Annotated in this window: 14 protein-coding genes and 1 pseudogene; 14 read left to right on the top strand and 1 reads right to left on the bottom strand. The window is 71.2% G+C overall.

Going from position 1 to position 19,250, the window contains the following annotated elements:
- Nucleotides 1-623, top strand: a pseudogene (locus CW359_RS29725) (IS200/IS605 family accessory protein TnpB-related protein); the annotation flags it as partial.
- A gap of 79 nt (nucleotides 624-702) precedes the next feature.
- On the opposite strand, the gene CW359_RS29720 reads toward CW359_RS29725, so the two are convergent.
- Nucleotides 703-1,239 (bottom strand): HNH endonuclease, encoded by a 537-nt coding sequence (locus CW359_RS29720; RefSeq protein ID WP_105973266.1) that lies wholly within the window; start codon nucleotides 1,237-1,239, stop codon nucleotides 703-705.
- A gap of 283 nt (nucleotides 1,240-1,522) precedes the next feature.
- On the opposite strand from CW359_RS29720, the gene CW359_RS29715 reads away from it, so the two are divergent.
- The 13 genes from CW359_RS29715 (at nucleotide 1,523) to CW359_RS29655 (ending at nucleotide 19,239) form a co-directional block, all read left to right on the top strand.
- Nucleotides 1,523-2,620, top strand: a complete 1,098-nt coding sequence (locus CW359_RS29715) for a mechanosensitive ion channel family protein (RefSeq protein WP_105973265.1) — start codon at nucleotides 1,523-1,525, stop codon at nucleotides 2,618-2,620.
- A gap of 179 nt (nucleotides 2,621-2,799) precedes the next feature.
- Nucleotides 2,800-4,011, top strand: coding sequence for an ROK family transcriptional regulator (locus tag CW359_RS29710; RefSeq protein ID WP_105973264.1), 1,212 nt, complete (start codon nucleotides 2,800-2,802; stop codon nucleotides 4,009-4,011).
- A gap of 73 nt (nucleotides 4,012-4,084) precedes the next feature.
- On the top strand, nucleotides 4,085-5,422 hold the full coding sequence (locus tag CW359_RS29705; RefSeq protein ID WP_105973263.1) for an ABC transporter substrate-binding protein: 1,338 nt from the start codon (nucleotides 4,085-4,087) through the stop codon (nucleotides 5,420-5,422).
- 2 nt (nucleotides 5,423-5,424) lie between these two features.
- Nucleotides 5,425-6,372: a carbohydrate ABC transporter permease gene (locus CW359_RS29700; RefSeq protein WP_105973262.1), complete on the top strand. Its 948-nt coding sequence runs from the start codon at nucleotides 5,425-5,427 to the stop codon at nucleotides 6,370-6,372.
- A 1-nt stretch (nucleotide 6,373) separates the two neighbouring features.
- Nucleotides 6,374-7,267, top strand: coding sequence for a carbohydrate ABC transporter permease (locus tag CW359_RS29695; RefSeq protein WP_105973261.1), 894 nt, complete (start codon nucleotides 6,374-6,376; stop codon nucleotides 7,265-7,267).
- Between the two features lie 90 nt (nucleotides 7,268-7,357).
- Nucleotides 7,358-8,623 carry a 6-phospho-beta-glucosidase gene (locus tag CW359_RS29690; protein ID WP_105973260.1) on the top strand — a complete coding sequence of 422 codons (1,266 nt, stop codon included), beginning with the start codon at nucleotides 7,358-7,360 and terminating at the stop codon, nucleotides 8,621-8,623.
- On the top strand, nucleotides 8,614-9,585 hold the full coding sequence (locus CW359_RS29685) for an N-acetylglucosamine kinase (protein WP_105973259.1): 972 nt from the start codon (nucleotides 8,614-8,616) through the stop codon (nucleotides 9,583-9,585). The genes CW359_RS29690 and CW359_RS29685 overlap by 10 nt, the downstream gene beginning before the upstream one ends.
- 217 nt (nucleotides 9,586-9,802) lie before the next feature.
- Entirely contained in the window at nucleotides 9,803-11,293 is a 1,491-nt protein-coding gene (locus CW359_RS29680) for a hypothetical protein (RefSeq protein ID WP_232838658.1), read from the top strand.
- A gap of 205 nt (nucleotides 11,294-11,498) precedes the next feature.
- Complete coding sequence (locus CW359_RS29675) at nucleotides 11,499-12,476, top strand: glutamate ABC transporter substrate-binding protein (protein ID WP_232838659.1); 978 nt, start codon at nucleotides 11,499-11,501, stop codon at nucleotides 12,474-12,476.
- A 51-nt stretch (nucleotides 12,477-12,527) separates the two neighbouring features.
- Nucleotides 12,528-13,853 (top strand): hypothetical protein, encoded by a 1,326-nt coding sequence (locus CW359_RS29670; protein ID WP_105973257.1) that lies wholly within the window; start codon nucleotides 12,528-12,530, stop codon nucleotides 13,851-13,853.
- On the top strand, nucleotides 13,853-16,402 hold the full coding sequence (locus CW359_RS29665) for a serine/threonine-protein kinase (protein ID WP_105973256.1): 2,550 nt from the start codon (nucleotides 13,853-13,855) through the stop codon (nucleotides 16,400-16,402). The genes CW359_RS29670 and CW359_RS29665 overlap by 1 nt, the downstream gene beginning before the upstream one ends.
- The gene (locus tag CW359_RS29660; protein WP_408647531.1) at nucleotides 16,403-17,791 is read left to right on the top strand and encodes a PP2C family protein-serine/threonine phosphatase; all 1,389 of its coding nucleotides are present in this window, start codon (nucleotides 16,403-16,405) and stop codon (nucleotides 17,789-17,791) included.
- Nucleotides 17,792-17,892: 101 nt separating this feature from the next.
- Entirely contained in the window at nucleotides 17,893-19,239 is a 1,347-nt protein-coding gene (locus tag CW359_RS29655; RefSeq protein WP_105973255.1) for a vWA domain-containing protein, read from the top strand.
- Nucleotides 19,240-19,250: the final 11 nt, after the last annotated feature.

Raw genomic sequence — 19,250 nt, 5'->3', positions numbered from 1 at the left:
ACGACCTGACCGGCACCGCCGAACACCGCGACGCCCAGGTCCGCCACGCCCTCACCCGCCTCCTGCACTGGGCCCGCGCCTGCGGCGTGAAGGCGATCGCGGTCGAGGACCTGGACTTCGCCACCGAGAAGACCCGGGAGAAACACGGCCGCAGGAAACGCTTCCGCCAGCTGATCTCCGGCATGCCCACCGGAAAACTCCGTGCCCGGCTGTCTTCGATGGTGGATCAGACGGGTGTCGCGGTCATTGCCGTCGACCCCGCCTACACCAGCCGCTGGGGCGCCCAGCACTGGCAGAAACCCCTCACCACCACAACCCGCACCACCACCCGCCACGATGCTGCCGCCGTGGCGATCGGAAGGCGCGCCCAGGGACACCCGATCCGGCGACGGACGGCACCGCCCCCACACGACCGGAGTGATCGTGCGGGGCATCGGACCGTCCAGGCCGGATCAGATGTTCCTGGGCGTGAGGGAACCCGCCCCCGCATCCCCGGACCACGGACACGATCCGTCCGGCCCGGACGCGGAGCGAACGCGGGCAACCAGAACGCCCAACACCGTTCGGGGCGTTCGGCTGAGCATGAGACCTGGCAACAGGACTCACTCCCGCTCAGTCCCTAGGAACGGTTCCCAGGGCCGGATCGCATCCGTACCGCACGCCCTGCTCGCACGGGCGTGCGGGTACACGAAAGCCCGGACGTCAGGCTGAGATGCCGTCGATCCGGGCCAACGCGTCGTCCGCGCCGTACGGCTGCAGGTATGGCAGCCAGCGCGGGTCCCTGTGCCCGGTTCCGATGATGCGCCAGGCGAGACCCGTGGGCGGGGCGGGTTTGTGGCGCAGCCGCCAGCCGATCTCGAAGAGATGGCGGTCGGCCTTGGTGTGGTTGCAGCGGCGGCACGACGCCACCACGTTGTCCCAGCGGTGCTGACCGCCGCGGGACTTCGGGATGACGTGGTCGACGCTGGTCGCGGCGGCGCCGCAGTACATGCACCGGCCGCCGTCGCGGGCGAACAGCGCCCTACGGGTGAGCGGGACGGGCCCCCGGTAGGGAACCCGGACGAACCTCTTCAGCCGAACCACGCTGGGTGCGGGGACAGTAACGGTCGCGCTGTGCATAAAGGCGCCCGATTCCTCCAGGGAGACAGCCTTGTTCTCCAGGACGAGGACGAGCGCGCGGCGGAGCGGTACGACGCCGAGTGGCTCGTACGACGCGTTGAGGACCAGGACATGCGGCACGGATGCCTCCTTGGGCGTCGGCGGCGCGTGGCTCGCGCCGGGACGATCTGCAGTCAGTCTCCCCTCTCGCCAGGTGACAGCGCCACCACGTCCCGGTAACGGGCTGGGAGTGTTTTCGACCACACCCCCATACATCCCCAGGTGAGGACGGTCTCTCCCCTCCGCATCCTGACGATTCCCACAGGATGCACCCGTTAGTGTGGTGAGCCTGCCGATCCGGTGACCTTTCCGTGACCTTGACCGCCCCGCCGGACGGCAGAACGCGCACCTGGAGGTACCCGCCGTGTCCTTGTCCGCCGTCCTGCTGGCCGCCGGTTCGTCGCCGTCGCCGACCCCCTCGGAGTCGCCGACCACACTGGTCCCGTCTCTCCAGGACGCCCAGAAGAGCGCGACCAACGCGGCGAGCTGGGTCGAGCAGAACTGGTCGACCTGGCTGGCGATCGGGCTCAGAGTGCTGCTGATCCTGGTGATCGCCGGGGTGCTGAGAATGGTCGTGCGGCGGGCCATCACCAAGTTCATAGACCGGATGAACCGCACCGCCCAGGCGGTCGACGGCACCACCATCGGCGGCCTCCTGGCCAACAACGAGCGCCGCAGGCAGCGCTCGCAGGCGATCGGATCGGTGCTGCGCTCGGTGGCGAGCTTCATCATCATGGGCACCGCCGCCCTGATGATCCTGGGCGCCTTCGAGATCAACCTCGCCCCGCTGCTGGCCTCCGCCGGTGTCGCGGGCGTGGCGATCGGTTTCGGCGCCCGCAACCTGGTCACGGACTTCCTCTCCGGCGTGTTCATGATCCTGGAGGACCAGTACGGCGTCGGCGACACGATCGACGCGGGGGTGGCCTCCGGCGAGGTGATCGAGGTCGGGCTCAGGGTCACCAAGCTGCGCGGCGACCAGGGCGAGATCTGGTACGTCCGCAACGGCGAGGTCAAGCGCATCGGCAACCTCTCCCAGGGCTGGGCCACGGCCGGCGTCGACGTCACCGTCCGCGCGGACGAGGACCTGGACCGGCTGAAGGCGACGCTCGCCGAGGTCGGGGAGCAGCTGAGCAAGGAAGAGCCCTGGAACGAGATGCTGTGGGGCCCGATCGAGATCCTGGGCCTGGACAGCGTGCTCCTGGACTCGATGGTCATCCACCTCTCGGCGAAGACGATGCCGGGCAAGTCCCTGACCATCGAGCGCGAGCTGCGCTGGCGCGTCAAGCGGGCCCTGGACGCCGCGGGCATCCGCATAGTCGGCGGTACGCCCCTGGTCCCGGACACCGAGGAGCCCGCCGACCCGACGGCGGCCATGGCGGCCCCCTCGGCGTACTCCAACACGGGCTCCCCACAGGCCCAGGCGGCCACCCCGCTGAGCGGTCCGCAGGCCGCGGCGAAGTAACCGCACGGAAACACAGTCAGGCGGCGCTCCCGGACTCCGGGAGCGCCGCTTCTGGTTTGCCTCTTGACGCCCTCCTTTGTCTGGTCCTATCTTCTCGCCATCCGATAGGAAACCTTCCTAACAGTCATCGGCACTGTGAAAAGCTGGGCAACGGCAACGGAAAGGCAGGTGCACTCCCCATGGCAGGAACCGCGGGCACGCCCGGCACACCGCGCGTCCTGCGCGCCATGAACGACCGGGCCGCCCTGGACCTCCTCCTGGAGCACGGGCCCCTGTCCCGCACCCGGATCGGCAAGCTCACCGGCCTCTCCAAGCCGACCGCCTCCCAGCTCCTCGCCCGCCTGGAAGCGGCGGGCCTGGTCCTGGCCTCCGGCACCACCGAGGGCCGGCCAGGACCCAACGCCCAGCTGTACGAGGTCGACCCGACCTCCGCGTACGCCGCCGGGCTCGACGTCACCCCCGAACGCATCCTCGCCGCCGTCGCCGACATCACCGGCCGGACCGTCGGCGAGCACGAACTGCCCACCCCTGGCAAGCGCCCCGCCCGGCCCGTCGTCCAGCAGGTCACCGAGGCCCTGGACGGCGCCGTCAAGGCGGCGGGACTGGCCCGCGACGACGTCCGGCGGCTGGTCATCGGCACGCCTGGCGCCTTCGACCCGGGCACCGGACGGCTGCGCTACGCCGCCCACCTCCCGGGCTGGCACTCCCCCACCCTCCTCGACGAACTCGCCGCCGCGCTGCCGATGCCGGTGGAGTACGAGAACGACGTGAACCTCGTCGCCATAGCCGAACAGCGGCTCGGCGCGGCCAGGGGCCACGACGACTTCGTACTGCTCTGGAACGAGGGCGGCCTCGGTGCCGCGCTCGTCCTCGGCGGCCGGCTGCACCGCGGCTGGACCGGCGGCGCCGGCGAGGTCGGCTTCCTGCCCGTGCCGGGCACACCCCTCGTCCGGCAGGTCAGCAGGACCGGCAGCGGCGGCTACCAGGAGCTGGCCGGTTCCCAGATAATCCCCCGGCTCGCCCGCGAGCTGGGCATCACCCCCGTACCGGACGGCCCGTACGCCGAGGTCGCCGCCGCGCTCGTCGCGCAGGCCGCCGGCGTCGACGCGGGTCCCCACCGACAACTCCTCGAAACGTACGCGACGGGCCTGGCCACCGGTCTGGCCTCGCTCGTCTCCGTCCTCGACCCCGAACTCGTCGTCCTCAGCGGCGCCTCCCTCACCGCGGGCGGCGAACCCCTGCGCGGTCTGGTCCAGGCCGAGCTGGAGGAACTGGCCGCGACCCGGCCCCGGCTGGTCGTGGGCGACGTACGCGAACACCCCGTGTTGCGGGGCGCGCTGGAAAGCGCCCTGGCGACCACCCGCGACGAGGTCTTCGACACCTCGCGCTGATCACCCCTTCTCGGCCCACTCTCGTCACATTCAGTCCCCTGCCCTGCCACGCCCTTCCCTGGGAGACCTCGCCATGCCCGGAATATCAAGAAAAGTCGCCGTCGCGCTCGCCGTTTCCGCGTCCACCGCCCTGCTCGCCACCGCCTGTACCGGACAGTCCTCCACGGGAGCCCAGGACGACGCCAGCAAGGACACGACCATCACCTTCTGGCACGCCTGGAGCGCGCCGAACGAGGTCGCGGGCGTGAAGGCGCTGGTCGCCGGCTTCGAGAAGGCCCACCCGAACATCCACGTCAACGTCGTCGGCAACATGACCGACGACAAGATCAACCAGGCGCTGCGCGCGGGCGGCAGCAAGGCACCCGACGTGATCTCCTCCTTCACCACCAACGGCGTCGGCAAGTTCTGCTCCTCGGGCGCGCTGGTCGACCTCAACCCGCTCTTCAAGAAAGACGGCATCGACCCGGCGACCACCTTCCCGAAGGCGATGAGCGAGTACACCCAGTACGACGGCGACCGCTGCGCGGTACCGCTGCTGGGCGACGCGTACGGCCTCTACTACAACAAGACCGCCTTCGAGAAGGCCGGGATCACCAGCCCGCCGAAGACCTGGTCCGAGTTCGAGGCCGACGCGAAGAAGCTGACGGTCACCAAGGGCGACACGTACTCCCAGCTCGGCTTCATGCCGAACTACCACGGCTGGGAGACGACCACCGAGCACTACATGGGCCAGTTCGGGCCGACGTACTTCGACTCGTCCGGCAAGTCGACGATCGCCACCGACCCTGCCGTCTCCGACGCCATGACCCTGCAGAAGAAGCTCGTGGACGACCTCGGCGGCTTCAAGAAGCTGGAGAAGTACCGGGCCGGCCTCGGCGACGAGTGGGGCCCCAAGCACCCCTTCCAGACCGGCCAGGTGGCCATGCAGCTGGACGGCGAGTGGCGGCTCGGCATGGCGCTGGACGCGAAGCCCGACTTCGAGATCGGCGTCGCCCCGCTGCCCGTGCCCGACGACCAGGCCGACCAGTACGGCAAGGGCTACATCACCGGCACCATCGCGGGTATCGCCGCGACCAGCCAGAAGCAGAACGCGGCCTGGGAGCTGGTGAAGTACATCACCACGGACACGGACGCGGTGGTCGGCTTCTCCAACGCCATCCACAACGTGCCGTCCACCCTCGCGGCTCTCAAGTCCCCGAAGCTGAAGTACGACCCGCGCTTCAAGACCTTCCTGGACATCGCCGCGAACCCCAACTCGACCACCTCGCCCGCCTCGATCAACGGCGGCGTCTACCTCACCACCATCCAGCAGCTCGGCTACGACTACGAGAGCGGCAAGATCACCGACCTGAAGGCCGGCCTGCAGAAGGCGGCGGCGCAGATCGACACGGACATCGCGCAGGCGAAGTAGCCATGGCCACCACCACCCACACCCTGCGGGCGAAGCACCGGCGCGAGAGGCTGCGTACCCTCGCCTTCCTCTCGCCCTGGCTGATCGGCTTCACGGTCTTCTTCGCGTACCCGATGGTCTCGACGGTCTACTTCTCGTTCATGCACTACGACGGCTTCAAGCCGCCGACCTGGAGCGGGACGAAGAACTGGACCTACGTCTTCGAGTCCTACCCCTACTTCTGGCCCGCCCTGCGCAACACCCTGTGGCTGGTCGTGATCATGGTGAGCCTGCGGGTCCTGTTCGGACTCGGGATCGGCATGCTCATCACGAAGATCAAGACGGGTACGGGGATCTTCCGCACCCTCTTCTACCTGCCCTACCTGGCCCCGCCGGTCGCCGCGACCATGGCGTTCGCGTTCCTCCTCAACCCCGGTACGGGACCGGTCAACTCGATCCTGGAGAAGATCGGTATCCCGGCCCCGGGCTGGTTCAACGACCCCACCTGGTCGAAGCCGGCGCTCACCATGCTGGCCCTGTGGGGCATCGGCGACCTGATGGTGATCTTCATGGCCGCGCTGCTCGACGTACCGAAGGAGCAGTACGAGGCGGCCGAGCTGGACGGGGCGACGCCCTGGCAGCGGTTCCGGTACGTCACGCTGCCGAACATCTCGCCGATCATCATGTTCGCCGTCGTCACCGGCGTCATCGGGGCGATGCAGTACTACACGCAGCCACTGGTGGCCGGGAAGGTCGCCTCGGGGGTGATCCAGGGCGCGGGCACGATGTTCGAGCCCGGCTACCCCGAGCACTCCACGCTCACCCTCCCCCAACTCGTCTACAACCTCGGCTTCCAGCGCTTCGACTACGGCTCGGCCTGTGTCGTCGCCCTGGTGCTGTTCGCCCTGTCCATGGCGTTCACCGCGCTGTTGATGCGGCGCCGGGGCGGTCTCATCCAGGCAGGTGACTGACATGACCCAACTACTGGAACGGCCGGTCGAGTCGAAGGTCCCCGCCTCGCCCGCCGAGCGCACGGCCCGCCGCAAGGCGCTCCTGGAGTGGATCGCGATCCACTCGCTCGGCATCGCGGCGGCCCTCTTCTTCACCCTGCCCTTCGTGTTCGTGTTCCTGACCTCGCTGATGAGCGACTCGCAGGCACTGAGCCGGGACCTCATCCCGCACACCTGGGAGTGGTCCAACTACCGGAAGGTCTTCGACACCCCGGGCTTCCTCACCTGGTGGAAGAACACGCTCATCTACGCCGGACTGGGCACAGTACTTACTGTCGTCTCCTCGGTCCCCGTGGCGTACGCGCTGGCCAAGTTCCGCTTCCGGGGCCGGAATCTGACGCTCATGCTGGTCATCTCGATGATGATGCTGCCGCCCCAGGTGGTCGTCATCCCGATGTACCTGTTCTGGGCGAAGCAGCTGGACCTGTCCGGCACGCTCTGGCCGATGATCATCCCGCTGGCGTTCGGCGACGCGTTCTCCATCTTCCTGCTGCGCCAGTTCCTGCTGACCATCCCCAACGAGTACGTGGACGCTGCGAAGGTGGACGGGTGCGGCGATCTGCGCACCCTGCTGAAGGTCATCCTCCCGATGGCCAAGCCCGGCATCGCGGCCATCGCCCTCTTCCAGTTCTTCAACGCCTGGAACGACTACTTCGGCCCGCAGATCTACGCCTCCGAGAACCCGGGCGCGTGGACCCTGTCCTACGGCCTGGAGTCCTTCAAGGGCGCCCACCACACCGACTGGAACCTCACCATGGCCGCGACCGTGCTGGTCCTGGCCCCCGTGCTCCTCGTGTTCTTCTTCGCGCAGAAGGCGTTCGTCGAGGGCGTCACTCTGACCGGCGTAAAGGGTTGATCCGCATATGCAGCATCTCCCCGGGGGACAACCCCCGGACCCCCGGCCGAACAACACCGGCCACGGCGCCCGGAAGCGAGGCATCTCTCAGTGAAACTCACCGTGGTCGGCGGCGGTTCGACCTACACCCCCGAACTCATCGACGGTTTCGCCCGGTTGCGCGACACCCTGCCCATCGAGGAACTGGTCCTCGTCGACCCGGCCGCCGAACGCCTGGAGCTGGTCGGCGGACTGGCCCGGCGGATCTTCGCCAAGCAGGGACACTCCGGGACCATCACCACCACCGACGACCTGGACAAGGGCGTCGAGGGCGCCGACGCCGTCCTGCTGCAACTCCGTATCGGCGGCCAGGCCGCCCGGCAGCAGGACGAGACCTGGCCGCTGGAGTGCGGCTGCGTCGGCCAGGAGACGACCGGCGCGGGCGGCCTCGCCAAGGCGCTGCGCACGGTGCCGGTGGTCCTGGACATCGCCGAGCGGGTCCGGCGCACCAACCCGGACGCCTGGATCATCGACTTCACCAACCCGGTGGGCATCGTGACCCGGGCCCTTCTGGAGGCCGGCCACAAGGCGGTCGGCCTGTGCAACGTGGCGATCGGCTTCCAGCGGAAGTTCGCCGCGCTGCTCGGGGTGACGCCGGCCGACATCCACCTGGAGCACGTGGGCCTCAACCACCTCACCTGGGAGACGGGCGTCCGCCTCGGCGGCCCCGAGGGCGAGGACGTCCTCCCCCGGCTCCTCACGGAACACGGCGACCGGATCGCCGACGACCTTCACCTTCCGCGCCCGGTCCTGGACAGCCTGGAGACGGTCCCCTCCTACTACCTGCGCTACTACTACGCCCACGACGCCGTCGTACGGGAACTGCGCACCAAGCCCTCCCGCGCGGCCGAGGTCGCTGCCATGGAGGAGGAACTGCTGCGGCTGTACGGCGATCCGGCCCTGGACGAGAAGCCGGAGCTGCTCGCCAAGCGCGGCGGCGCCTTCTACTCGGAGGCGGCGGTGGACCTCGCCGCCTCGCTCCTCGGCGGGGGCGGCAGTCCCTACCAGGTGGTCAACACCTACAACAAGGGGACGCTGCCCTTCCTGCCGGACGACGCGGTCATCGAGACCCAGGCGGCGGTGGGCCCGAAGGGGGCGACTCCGCTGGCCGTCGCGCCGGTCGACCCGCTGTACGCGGGGCTGATCGCCAATGTCACGGCCTATGAGGAGCTGGCCCTGGAGGCCGCTCTGCACGGCGGGCGGAACCGGGTCTTCCGGGCGCTTCTCGCCCATCCGCTGGTCGGACAGTACGACTACGCGGAGACCCTGACCGACACCCTGATCGCGCACAACCGGGAGCACCTCGCGTGGGCATGACCGCACACGTCCTCGCCGTCGACGCCGGCAACAGCAAGACCGATGTGGCCGTGATCGCCGCCGACGGGGAGGTGCTGGCCACCGCGCGCGGCGGGGGCTTCAGACCCCCGGCCGACGGGCTCGACGCGGCTGTCGCCGGGCTGGCCGACGCCGTCGACGAGGCCTTCGCCGCCGCCGGGGTCTCCTCCGTCGACCGGGTCTCCGCGTGTCTCGCGAACGCCGACTTCCCCGTGGAGGAGCGGCAGTTCACCGCCGCGCTGCACGCACGCGCGTGGGGCGCCAGTGTCGACGTGCGCAACGACACCTTCGCGATCCTGCGGGCCGGGATCACCGAACCGCGCGGGGTGGCCGTCGTCTGCGGCGCCGGGATCAACTGCGTGGGGATGACCCCGGACGGCCGCACCGCCCGCTTCCCCGCCCTCGGGCGCATCTCCGGGGACTGGGGCGGCGGTTGGGGCCTCGCGGAGGAGGCCATGTGGCACGCGGCGCGGGCCGAGGACGGGCGGGGCGGGCCGACCGCCCTGGTCACCGCGCTGCCCGCGCACTTCGGGCTGACCTCCATGTACGCGCTGATCGAGGCCCTGCACCTGGGGAGCATCGACGAGGCGCGGCGGCACGAGCTGACGCCGGTGCTGTTCGCGACCGCGACGGACGGCGACCCGGTGGCGTGCGCGCTGGTGGACCGGCTGGCCGAGGAGGTCGTCGCCATGGCCACGGTCGCGCTGGGCCGCCTCGGTCTCCTCGAAGAGGAGACACCGGTCCTGCTGGGCGGCGGCGTACTGGCGGCCCAGCACGCCCGGTTGACCGACCGCATCACCGAGCTGCTGGCGGCGCGGGCACCCAAGGCGGTCGCCCGGGTGGTGACGGCCCGGCCGGTGCTCGGCGCGGCGCTGCTGGGGCTCGACCACACGAACGCCCCGGCGGCGGTACATGAGCGGGTAAGGGGGTTCTACGAGGGCTGACCTGCTTCGTACGGGAACCGAACAGATTCCTCCGGCGTATTCATGGGCAGAGGGGTGGTGCGGGGAGCGCGGGTGTGTCCGAATACATCGCAGCGCGCCCCGGTACAGCACCCCCGCACTGCGCCACAACGCGTCCGCGCTGCGATCCGATCAAGATCCAGTGAAGGCCGGTGCGGATTGTCGGTGCCGGGGGCGATACTGGCGGTGACGGATGACCATGGGGGAGGTCACAGTGACATCCACGAGCAGTGCGGCACCAGCGGCGCCCAACTCGCCGGGTACGCCCGGCGCGGTGGGGGCGGCAGGCGCGTCCGCCACCCCGCCCCTGCCCGCAGTTCCGGCGCAGGCGGGCGCGGGTTCCGCCCCCGGTGTCCCCGAGCCCCCGCGCCGTACGGCGTTCGCCGAGGGCGTCGACCAGTTGCGGGCCGCCGCGACCACCGAGCCGGGGCGGCTGCGGATCATCGGCGCCCTGCTCGCCGCGCTCGTCGTCGCGTTCGGCGCGGTCACCGCCTGGCAGATGGCCGACCGTTCGTCCGCCGCCGACGACGTGCTGCACAACAGCCAGCCGCTCAGTTCGGCAGCCGCGGACATCTACAGCTCCCTCGCCGACGCCAACACGGCCGCCTCCAGCGGGTTCCTGGCCGGCGGTGACGAGACGGCGACCTCGCGCGAGCGGTACCAGAAGGACATCCGCACCGCCGCCGCCAAGCTCTCCGACGCCGCGACCAACTCCGACCCGGACTCGCCGTCGGCGGCCACCATCACCAAGCTCAACGAGCTGCTGTCGGAGTACACCGGCTACATCGAGCGGGCCCGCGCCAACAACCGGCTGGGCTTCCCGGTCGGCGGCTCCTACCTGCGGCTGGCCAACGACACGATGCAGCAGCAGATGCTCCCCCAGGCGGAGAAGCTCTACGCCAGGGAGAACCAGCGGCTGCGCTCGGACTACGCGGACGCGACCTCGTACCCCTGGGCGGCGATCGGACTCGGTGTCGTCGTGCTCGGCGCCCTGGTCTGGGCCCAGCGGCGCAACTACCGGCGGACCAACCGGGTGCTGAACCACGGTCTGGTGGCGGCGACGGCCACCGCGACGGTCGTCCTGCTGTGGCTGGTCGCCGGGCAGACCTTCGCCCGCTCGGGCCTCAACGACTCCTACGACCACGGCATCCGCTCGCTGAACGTCCTGCACGACGCCCGGATCGCCTCCCTCAAGGCGCGGGGCAACGAGAACCTGACGTTGGTGGCGCGCGGCGCCGAGACGAAGGAACTGGACAGCGGCAAGGTCGTCGACACCTACGACTACGCCTTCGAGACGGACATGAGCACGCTCGGCAAGGGCCTCGCCGAGGCCGAGCGGCTCGCCGACGACGCCACGGGCAAGAAGCCGGTCACCTCGGCCGTCGGCGGCATGAAGGAGTGGCAGGAGCGCCACGTCGCGGCGCAGACCGCGTACAAGTCGGGCGACTTCCAGCTGGCCCTCGACCGGGTCATAGGGGACAAGGACAAGAAGCCCACCGGCGAGTGCTTCGACAACGTGGACACGGCGCTGAAGACGGCGATCGGCCATGAGCAGACGGAGTTCCGCCAGGCGGCCACCGACGGCCGGTCCGCGATGACCGGCCTCCCGCTGGGCGCGGCGGCCCTCGCCGTGCTGGGCGCGGCGGGCGCGGTGCTCGGCATCGGGCGCAGGCTGTCGGAGTACCGCTGATGCGGTCCGGCACGGTAGAGATGCGGTACGACGCGGTACAAGGGAGTGCGGCGGCAAGGGAGTTCGGGCGATGAGGGCGACGGAAGGGGGCGTGAGGATGGACGCACAGCGACTGTCGCGGGGTCCGCGCACCGGTCTCCGGTTCCTGCGGGCCGGGCTGCGGACACTGCGGGCCGGGCTGCGGGGCTGGGGCGGGGTCGGGGCGATGGCGGCCGTCTGCGCCCTCGCGGTGGCCTTTGCACTGCTGCTCCCCCTGACCCAGTCGCACGGCGACGGCAGTACGGGCACGGGCGGCCAGGGCGTCGCCGAGGGCATCCAGGCCCGGGCCGCGGAGGACTGCGGGAACGCGCAGGACCAGAGCCCGTTCCCGTCCGGCGACGACGGCAAAACAATCGAGGCGATCAAGGCCCGTACGGGCGACGACCGCAAGCTGATCGTCGGCGTCGACCAGAACAGCTACCGCTGGGGCTACCGCGATCCGAACGGCGGCCGGGGCGCGGAGCTGGAGGGCTTCGACATCGACCTGGTGCACCGGATAGCGAAGGACATCCTCGGCGACGAGAACGCGGTCCAGTTCAAGGCCATCCCGACCGACCAGCGCATCCCGGCGATCAAGGCCGGCCGCGTCGACATGATCGTCCGTACGATGACGATCAGTTGCGCCAGGCTGCAGGACGTGGCGTTCTCCGCCCCGTACTTCCTCACCGGACAGCAGGTCCTCGCGCCGAGGAACTCCTCGATCGACGGGTACGACAAGACGCTGTCCGGCAAGCGGATCTGCTCGGCCAGGGGCTCCACGGCGCTGGACAAGCTGGAGGACGACAAGGCGGCGGGCAGGGTTCCGGCCGTCTCCGCCGACATCAGTACGAGGGTCCCCAACCAGCTCGACTGCCTCGTCCGGCTCCAACTCGGCCAGGTGGACGCCGTGGTGACCGACGGCGCGCTCGCCGCGAGCCAGGCGGCGCAGGACCCGACGGTGGAGCTGAAGGGCAAGACGTTCACCAAGGAGTACTACGGCGTCGCGGTGAAGAAGGGTGCGACCGACCTGGCCGCCCGGGTCAATCGCATACTGGAGCAGTACATCGCGGACGACAGCTGGCAGAAGTCGTACGACAAGTGGCTGTCGCCCACGCTGGGCAGGGACTCGCAGTCGGCGGATCCGCCGAAGCCGATCTACAAGTGAAGGTCAGCCAACCAACCAACCGACCGCAGGGCCGACTAGTCGAGGTGATCGATGGGCGTCACGGGAGCCACCGGGCCGGTGATGGACCGGGACGAGGTGGACCGTGCGCTGGCGCGGCTCGGCGCGGAGCACGAGGCCATCGAGACCTCGCTCCTCGCCCTCCAGGACCACGCGGGCCGCAGACTCCTCGAAGGCGCCGAACTCACCGGCACGACCAAGGAGCGCTGGACGTCCGCGGAGGCGTCGATCACGCTGTTGTGGGCGTACTTCGACGCGTACACGGACGCGTTGCGCTCCGCCCGTGACATCCGCTCGCGCCGCCGCTGGTCCAGCCGCGAGGACCTGGTGGAGCTGACGGAACTGCTGCGCGGCGAGTGCGTCACGGTCGCGGGCAGCGCGACGGCGACGGCCAACGCGCCGACCCTGCACGGCACCGGCCGGCTCAGTCAGGCGTACTCGCTGGCCGCCCTGGTGGAGCGGATGAACGAGCTGTACGCGACCTCGCTGGACATGGTCGTCACCTCCGACGCGGTCTGGTCGGCCCTGCCCGCGCGGATAGATTTACTGGCCGCGGAGCTGCAGCGCACCCGCCAGCTGGCGCACTCGGTGGGCGTCCGCCCCGGCGAGCACCCGGCGGGCGACGACCTGGAGCGCATCACGCGCACGCTGACGAGCCTGCGCGAGCGGGTGATCTCCGACCCGCTGGCCTTCTGGCTGCCCGCGCAGGGCAGTTCGGCGCCCGGCGGCGGCCGTCCGGACACCACGGTGTACGACCGTGAGGCGCGCGCCCTGGAGGACGTGCGCCGGGAGATCGACGCCGTCCTCACGGTCCGGCAGGACGCGGAGGCGCGGCTCCTGAGGCTGCGCGACACGCTGTCGCGCGCGGACCGCACGCTCGCCGAGGCGCGCAGCGCGCGCGGGGAGGTGCTGGCGAAGATCGCCGCCTCCGAGGTGCCCGCGGTGAGCGGCCCGCCGACGGCGCTGCAGGAGCAGCTGTCGATGGCCGCCGAGTACCGCAGACACGCCCAGTGGCACCGTCTGTCGCCGCTCCTTGAGTCGCTGGAGGCGAAGGCGGAGGACGAACTGCTGCGCGCCCGCGAGTCGTTGACGGCGGTCACGCAGCCGCTGGCGGTCCGCGCGGAGCTGCGCGGCCGGCTCGACGCGTACAAGGCGAAGGTGGCCAGGCACGGTCTCGCGGAGGACCCGCTGCTGATCGAGCGCTACGACGCCGCGCGCCGCATGCTGTGGAGCGCGCCCTGCGACCTGCGGGTCGCGGAACAGGCCGTGCTGCGTTACCAGCAGGCCGCCGCCGAGTTCTTCGGCGGCCCGCGGGTGCCCGGCCAGGCCGGGCCCAGTGACCGGAGGGGGGACTACTGATGAGCGAGACCGGGACGGAGCGGCAGAACTGCCAGCGGCCCGACTGCGAGGGCAGTTACGAGGACATGGGCGGCGGTGAGCTGTACTGCGACATGTGCGGGCTCGCGCCGGTGGTGTCCGCCGGTGGCATGGTCGGTTCACCGCCCACCGGGGTCACCGGGAGCGGCAAACGGGGCTCCGGGCGCGGCAGTTCGTCCTCGTCCAGCTCCCGCGCCTCCTCGCGGGCGTCCTCCCGTGCTTCCTCCCGTTCCTCGCAGTCCCGCCGCTCGGTCTCGGGCCGGCTGTCGCGGGCCCTGTCGGGGAAGTCGACGGGCCGTTCGGTGTCGGTGCGCAGCTCCGGGTCGACCGCCGGGTCCACCGGGCGCGGGCGGCTCGGCGCGGGCCTGGTCGAGGTGCCCGGGGTGCCGCGGCCCGACCCGCGCGCGATGGTGCTGGAGAACCCGGAGGTGCCCGAGCGCAAGCGGTTCTGCTCGCGCTCCGACTGCGGGGCGCCGGTGGGCCGCGCGCGCGGCGAGGGCCGGCCGGGGCGCACGGAGGGGTTCTGCACGAAGTGCGGGCACCCGTATTCGTTCGTGCCGAAGCTGCAGACCGCCGACATCGTGCACGGCCAGTACGAGGTGGTGGGCTGTCTCGCGCACGGCGGCCTCGGCTGGGTCTATCTCGCCGTGGACCGGGCGGTGTCCGACCGCTGGGTGGTCCTCAAGGGCCTGCTGGACACCGGCGACCAGGACGCGATGGCCGCCGCGATCTCCGAGCGGCGCTTCCTCGCGGAGATCGAGCACGCCAACATCGTGCGGATCTACAACTTCGTGGAGCACCTCGACCAGCGCACGGGCTCGCTCGACGGCTACATCGTCATGGAGTACGTCGGCGGCAAGTCGCTGAAGGAGATCGCCAACGACCGCCGTACCGCGGGCGGCAAGCGGGACCCGCTGCCGGTGGAGCAGGCGTGCGCGTACGGCATCGAGGCGCTGGAGGCCCTCGGTCATCTGCACAGCCGCAATCTGCTGTACTGCGACTTCAAGGTCGACAACGCGATCCAGACCGAGGACCAGCTGAAGCTGATCGACATGGGCGCCGTCCGCAGGATGGACGACGACGAGTCGGCGATCTACGGCACGGTCGGCTACCAGGCCCCCGAGGTGGCCGAGGTCGGCCCGTCGGTGGCGTCCGACCTGTACACGGTCGCGCGCACGCTCGCCGTGATGACCTTCGACTTCCAGGGCTACACGAACGTGTTCGTGGACTCCCTGCCCGACCCCGACCACATCGAGGTCTTCCGCCAGTACGAGTCCTTCTACCGGCTGCTGGTCCGCGCCACCGACCCCGACCCGGCCCGCAGGTTCGCGTCCGCGCAGGAGATGTCCGAGCAGCTGACGGGCGTACTGCGCGAGGTCGTGTCGCTCCAGACGGGCCGCTCCAGGCCCGCGCTGTCGACGCTGTTCGGGCCCGAGCTGAAGGTCACGGACACGGAGCTGTTCGGGACGCTGGACGGCGACGTGTCGCGGCTGGGCGCGCGCGTGGTGACGCCGGGCCGCAAGTCCCCGGTGTCGGCCGCTCCGGCCCTCGGCGGTGCCACCAGGGCGCTCACCGGCACCCCGCGGCTCGTCAAGGCCGTCGACGCCGGTGCCGCCTCGCTCGCGCTGCCCGTGCCCCGGGTCGACCCGACGGACCCCAACGCGGGCTTCCTGGCGGGGCTGATGGCCTCGGCGGCCGGTGAGCTGATCGCCGCGCTCGCGGTGGTCCCGGCGCAGTCGACCGAGACCCGGCTGCGCCGGGTCCGGGCCCAGCTGGAGAACGGCGACTCGGCGCCCGCGCTGCAGGCGCTGGTCGAGCTGGAGGCGGAGCGGCCCGACGACTGGCGGCTGGTCTGGTACCAGGGCGTGGCCGCGCTGGTGACGGGCGACCACGAGGGCGCCGCGCTGTCCTTCGACGCGATCTACGACGCCTTCCCGGGCGAGAGCCCGCCCAAGCTGGCCCTCGGGCTGTGCGCGGAGGTGCTCGGGCAGCTGGACAACGCCGCCGAGTACTACCGGCTGGTGTGGACGACCGACCCGAGCTATGTGAGCGCCGCGTTCGGCCTGGCCCGCGTCCAGCTGGCGGCGGGCGACCGCCGCAGCGCGGTGCGAACGCTGGAGTCGGTCCCGGAGGCGTCCATCCACTACACGGCGGCCCGCGTGGCGGCCGTACGGGCCCGGCTGCGGCAGCGGACCGCCGCACCCGGTGACGCGCCCTTCCTGGACGATCTGGTCGCGTCCGCCGGGCAGGTGGAGGCGCTCGGCGGCTACGGCCTGGACGCGGTCCGGCGGGAGCGGCTGTCGACGGAAGTCCTCGGCTGCGCGCTGGACTGGATACTCTCCCAGGACCAGGCTTCCGCCCCTCCGGCCGTCGGGGGGCGGGTGCTGCTCGGCAGCGACCTGGACGAGCGTGGTCTGCGCTTCGGGCTCGAGCGTTCGTACCGGACGCTGGCCCGGCTCGCGGCAGGCGGCGAGGAGAGGATCGACCTGGTGGAACGAGCCAACCGTTACCGCCCCCGGACGTGGGTGTAGTTGATGTCGCAGATGCCCCAGCCACCCCAGTCGTCCCAGCCGACGGCCCTGTCCCGGTGCCCGAGCTGCGAGGAGCCGCTCGACTCCGGCGACCGGTTCTGCGGCGCGTGCGGGTACGACCTGTCGGCCGTGCCCCCGCGCCCCGGCGACTCCCCCACGCTCACCCTGAGCGGGGCGCTCGCCGCCCAGCTCCCGCCTTCGGAGGCCGCTTCCGTGGACTGGCCCCGCGCCCCCGAGACCAGCAGCACCGGCACCCCGGCGCCGGTGCACCTGGCGACCGATCTCCAGGGCGCCGACTCGGGCGAGACGCCGCTCGTGCCCGGCCCGCCGCCGGTGCCCGACCTGCCGCCCACGGGCTCGCCGGTGTCCCCGGCCACCGGCGTCCGGTTCGACCGCCGGTCCGGCGAGCCCGACGAGTACCCGCTGCAGGCGCCCGCCCCGCGCCCCTCCGGCTCCTCGACGCCGCCGGCCGGCACCAAGGTGTGCGTGGCCTGCCGCGTGGGCCGGGTCGACCACGACGGCTACTGCGAGAACTGCGGGCACGCCCAGCCGCGTGAGCGCGACCACATGGAGGACGAGGTCGGCCCGCTCGCCGCGGTCACCGACCGGGGCCTGCGCCACCACCGCAACGAGGACGCGTACGCGATCTCCCACACCACGCTGCCCGACCGCGCGCCCGCGCTGGTCGCGATCGTCTGCGACGGCGTCTCCTCGGCGACCCGCCCCGACGAGGCCTCGCTCGCCGCGTCCCGCGCGGCCGGGGACTCGCTGATGGCGGCGCTGCCCCTGGGCACGCACCCGCAGCAGGCGATGCACGAGGCGATCATCGCGGCCTCGCACGCCGTGAACGCGCTGGCGGACGAGCCCGCCGGGGCCCGCGAGCACACCCCGCACCACAACTCCCCGGCCTGCACCCTGGTCGGCTCGATCGTCACCCCGACCCTGCTGGTCGTCGGCTGGGTCGGCGACAGCCGCGCCTACTGGGTCCCGCTGGACCGCTCCACCGCCCCCGCCCGGCTCACCGAGGACGACTCGTGGGCCGCGCAGATGGTCGCCGCGGGCCTGATGAACGAGGCGGAGGCGTACGCCGACGAGCGCGCCCACGCCATCACGGGCTGGCTCGGCGCGGACGCGTACGAACTGGAGCCGCACACCGCTTCCTTCAAGCCGGACCGGCCAGGTGTAGTGGTGGTGTGCACGGACGGACTGTGGAACTACGCGGAGGCGGCGGAGGAGCTGGCCGAGATTCTCCCGCCGGACGCCTCCGCGCGCCCACTGCACGCCGCCCGGGTCCTGGTCGGCCACGCGCTGGACGGCGGGGGCCACGACAACGTAACAGTGGCCGTCGTGCCGTTCCCGGCCCCCTCGCAGGGGGCAGGATCGGCCTGAGGGCACTGACACGGGGTGGCCTCAGGAGGACCGGAGGGGACTGGTCCGCATACAGTCATTGCTCCACGGATGTGGGGTTTTCGAGGGGGAGCGAAGCACGCATGGCCAATTTCTCCAAGTCGAACGTGCCGCAGTTCTCGGTCGACGTCTACCAGAACGAGTACCTGCCCGAGGGCGGCCGTGAGGTCAGCGCGATCGTGACGGTCACCGCCACCGGCGGCGGCACGGTCGGCACCGCCGTCGCGGCACCTCATCTCTACTCACCCGGCCAGGGCCCGGACGCGGCCGTGGCGATCATGGTCGACTGCTCGGGCTCGATGGACTACCCGCCGACCAAGATGCGCGGCGCCCGGGAGGCTACGGCCGCCGCGATCGACGCGGTGCGCGACGGCGTGCACTTCACGGTGATCGACGGCACACACCTCGCCAGGGAGGTCTATCCGGGCGCCGGGCGGCTCGCGGTCGCCGACGCGACCACCCGCGAGCAGGCCAAGCAGGCGCTGCGCCGGCTGAGCGCGGGCGGCGGCACCGCCATCGGCACCTGGCTGCGTCTGGCCGACCGCCTCCTGTCCTCGGCGGACGTCGCGATCCGGCACGGCATCCTGCTGACCGACGGCCGCAACGAACACGAGTCCGCGGAGGACCTGAAGGCCGCCCTGGACTCCTGCGCCGGCCGCTTCACCTGTGACGCGCGTGGCGTGGGCACCGACTGGGAGGTCAAGGAGGTCACCGGGATCGCCTCCGCGCTCCTCGGCACCGCCGACATCGTCGCCGACCCGGCCGGTCTCGCCGCCGACTTCACGCGGATGATGGAGACGGCCATGGGCAAGGAGGTCGCGGACGTCGCCCTGCGGCTGTGGACCCCGGTCGGCACGGAGATCAAGTTCGTCAAGCAAGTGGCGCCCACCGTCGAGGAGTTGACCGACCGCCGCACCGAGGCGGGCCCCCGCGCGGGCGACTACCCCACCGGCTCCTGGGGCGACGAGTCCCGCGACTACCACGTGTGCGTCGAGGTGCCCTCGGCGAACCTCGGCCAGGAGATGCTGGCCGCCCGGGTCTCCCTGGTGATCCCGCAGCCCGACGGCAGCGCCCAGAACCTCGGCGCGCAGGGCCTCGTACGGGCCGTGTGGACCGACGACATGGCGGCCTCGACGTCGATCAACCCCCAGGTCGCGCACTACACAGGTCAGGCCGAACTGGCACAGGTCATCCAGCAGGGGCTGGATGCCCGCAAAGCGGGCGATGTCGACGGGGCAACGGCCAAGCTGGGACGGGCCGTTCAGCTCGCCAGCGCCTCCGGAAACGCGGATACTGCGAAACTGCTTGCGAAGGTGGTGGACGTGGTCGACGCCGCGGCAGGTACTGTGCGACTGAAGGCGAAGGTCGAAGAGGCCGACGAGATGACGCTCGAAACACGGTCCACAAAGACTGTTCGTGTAAAGAAGTAACCGAACAAACC

Origin of the sequence: Streptomyces geranii (assembly GCF_002954775.1) — a bacterium.
Classification (GTDB): Bacteria; Actinomycetota; Actinomycetes; order Streptomycetales; family Streptomycetaceae; genus Streptomyces; species Streptomyces geranii.
The sequence above is the reverse complement of the archived record's forward strand: the minus strand, read 5'-3'. Positions and strand labels throughout refer to the sequence as shown.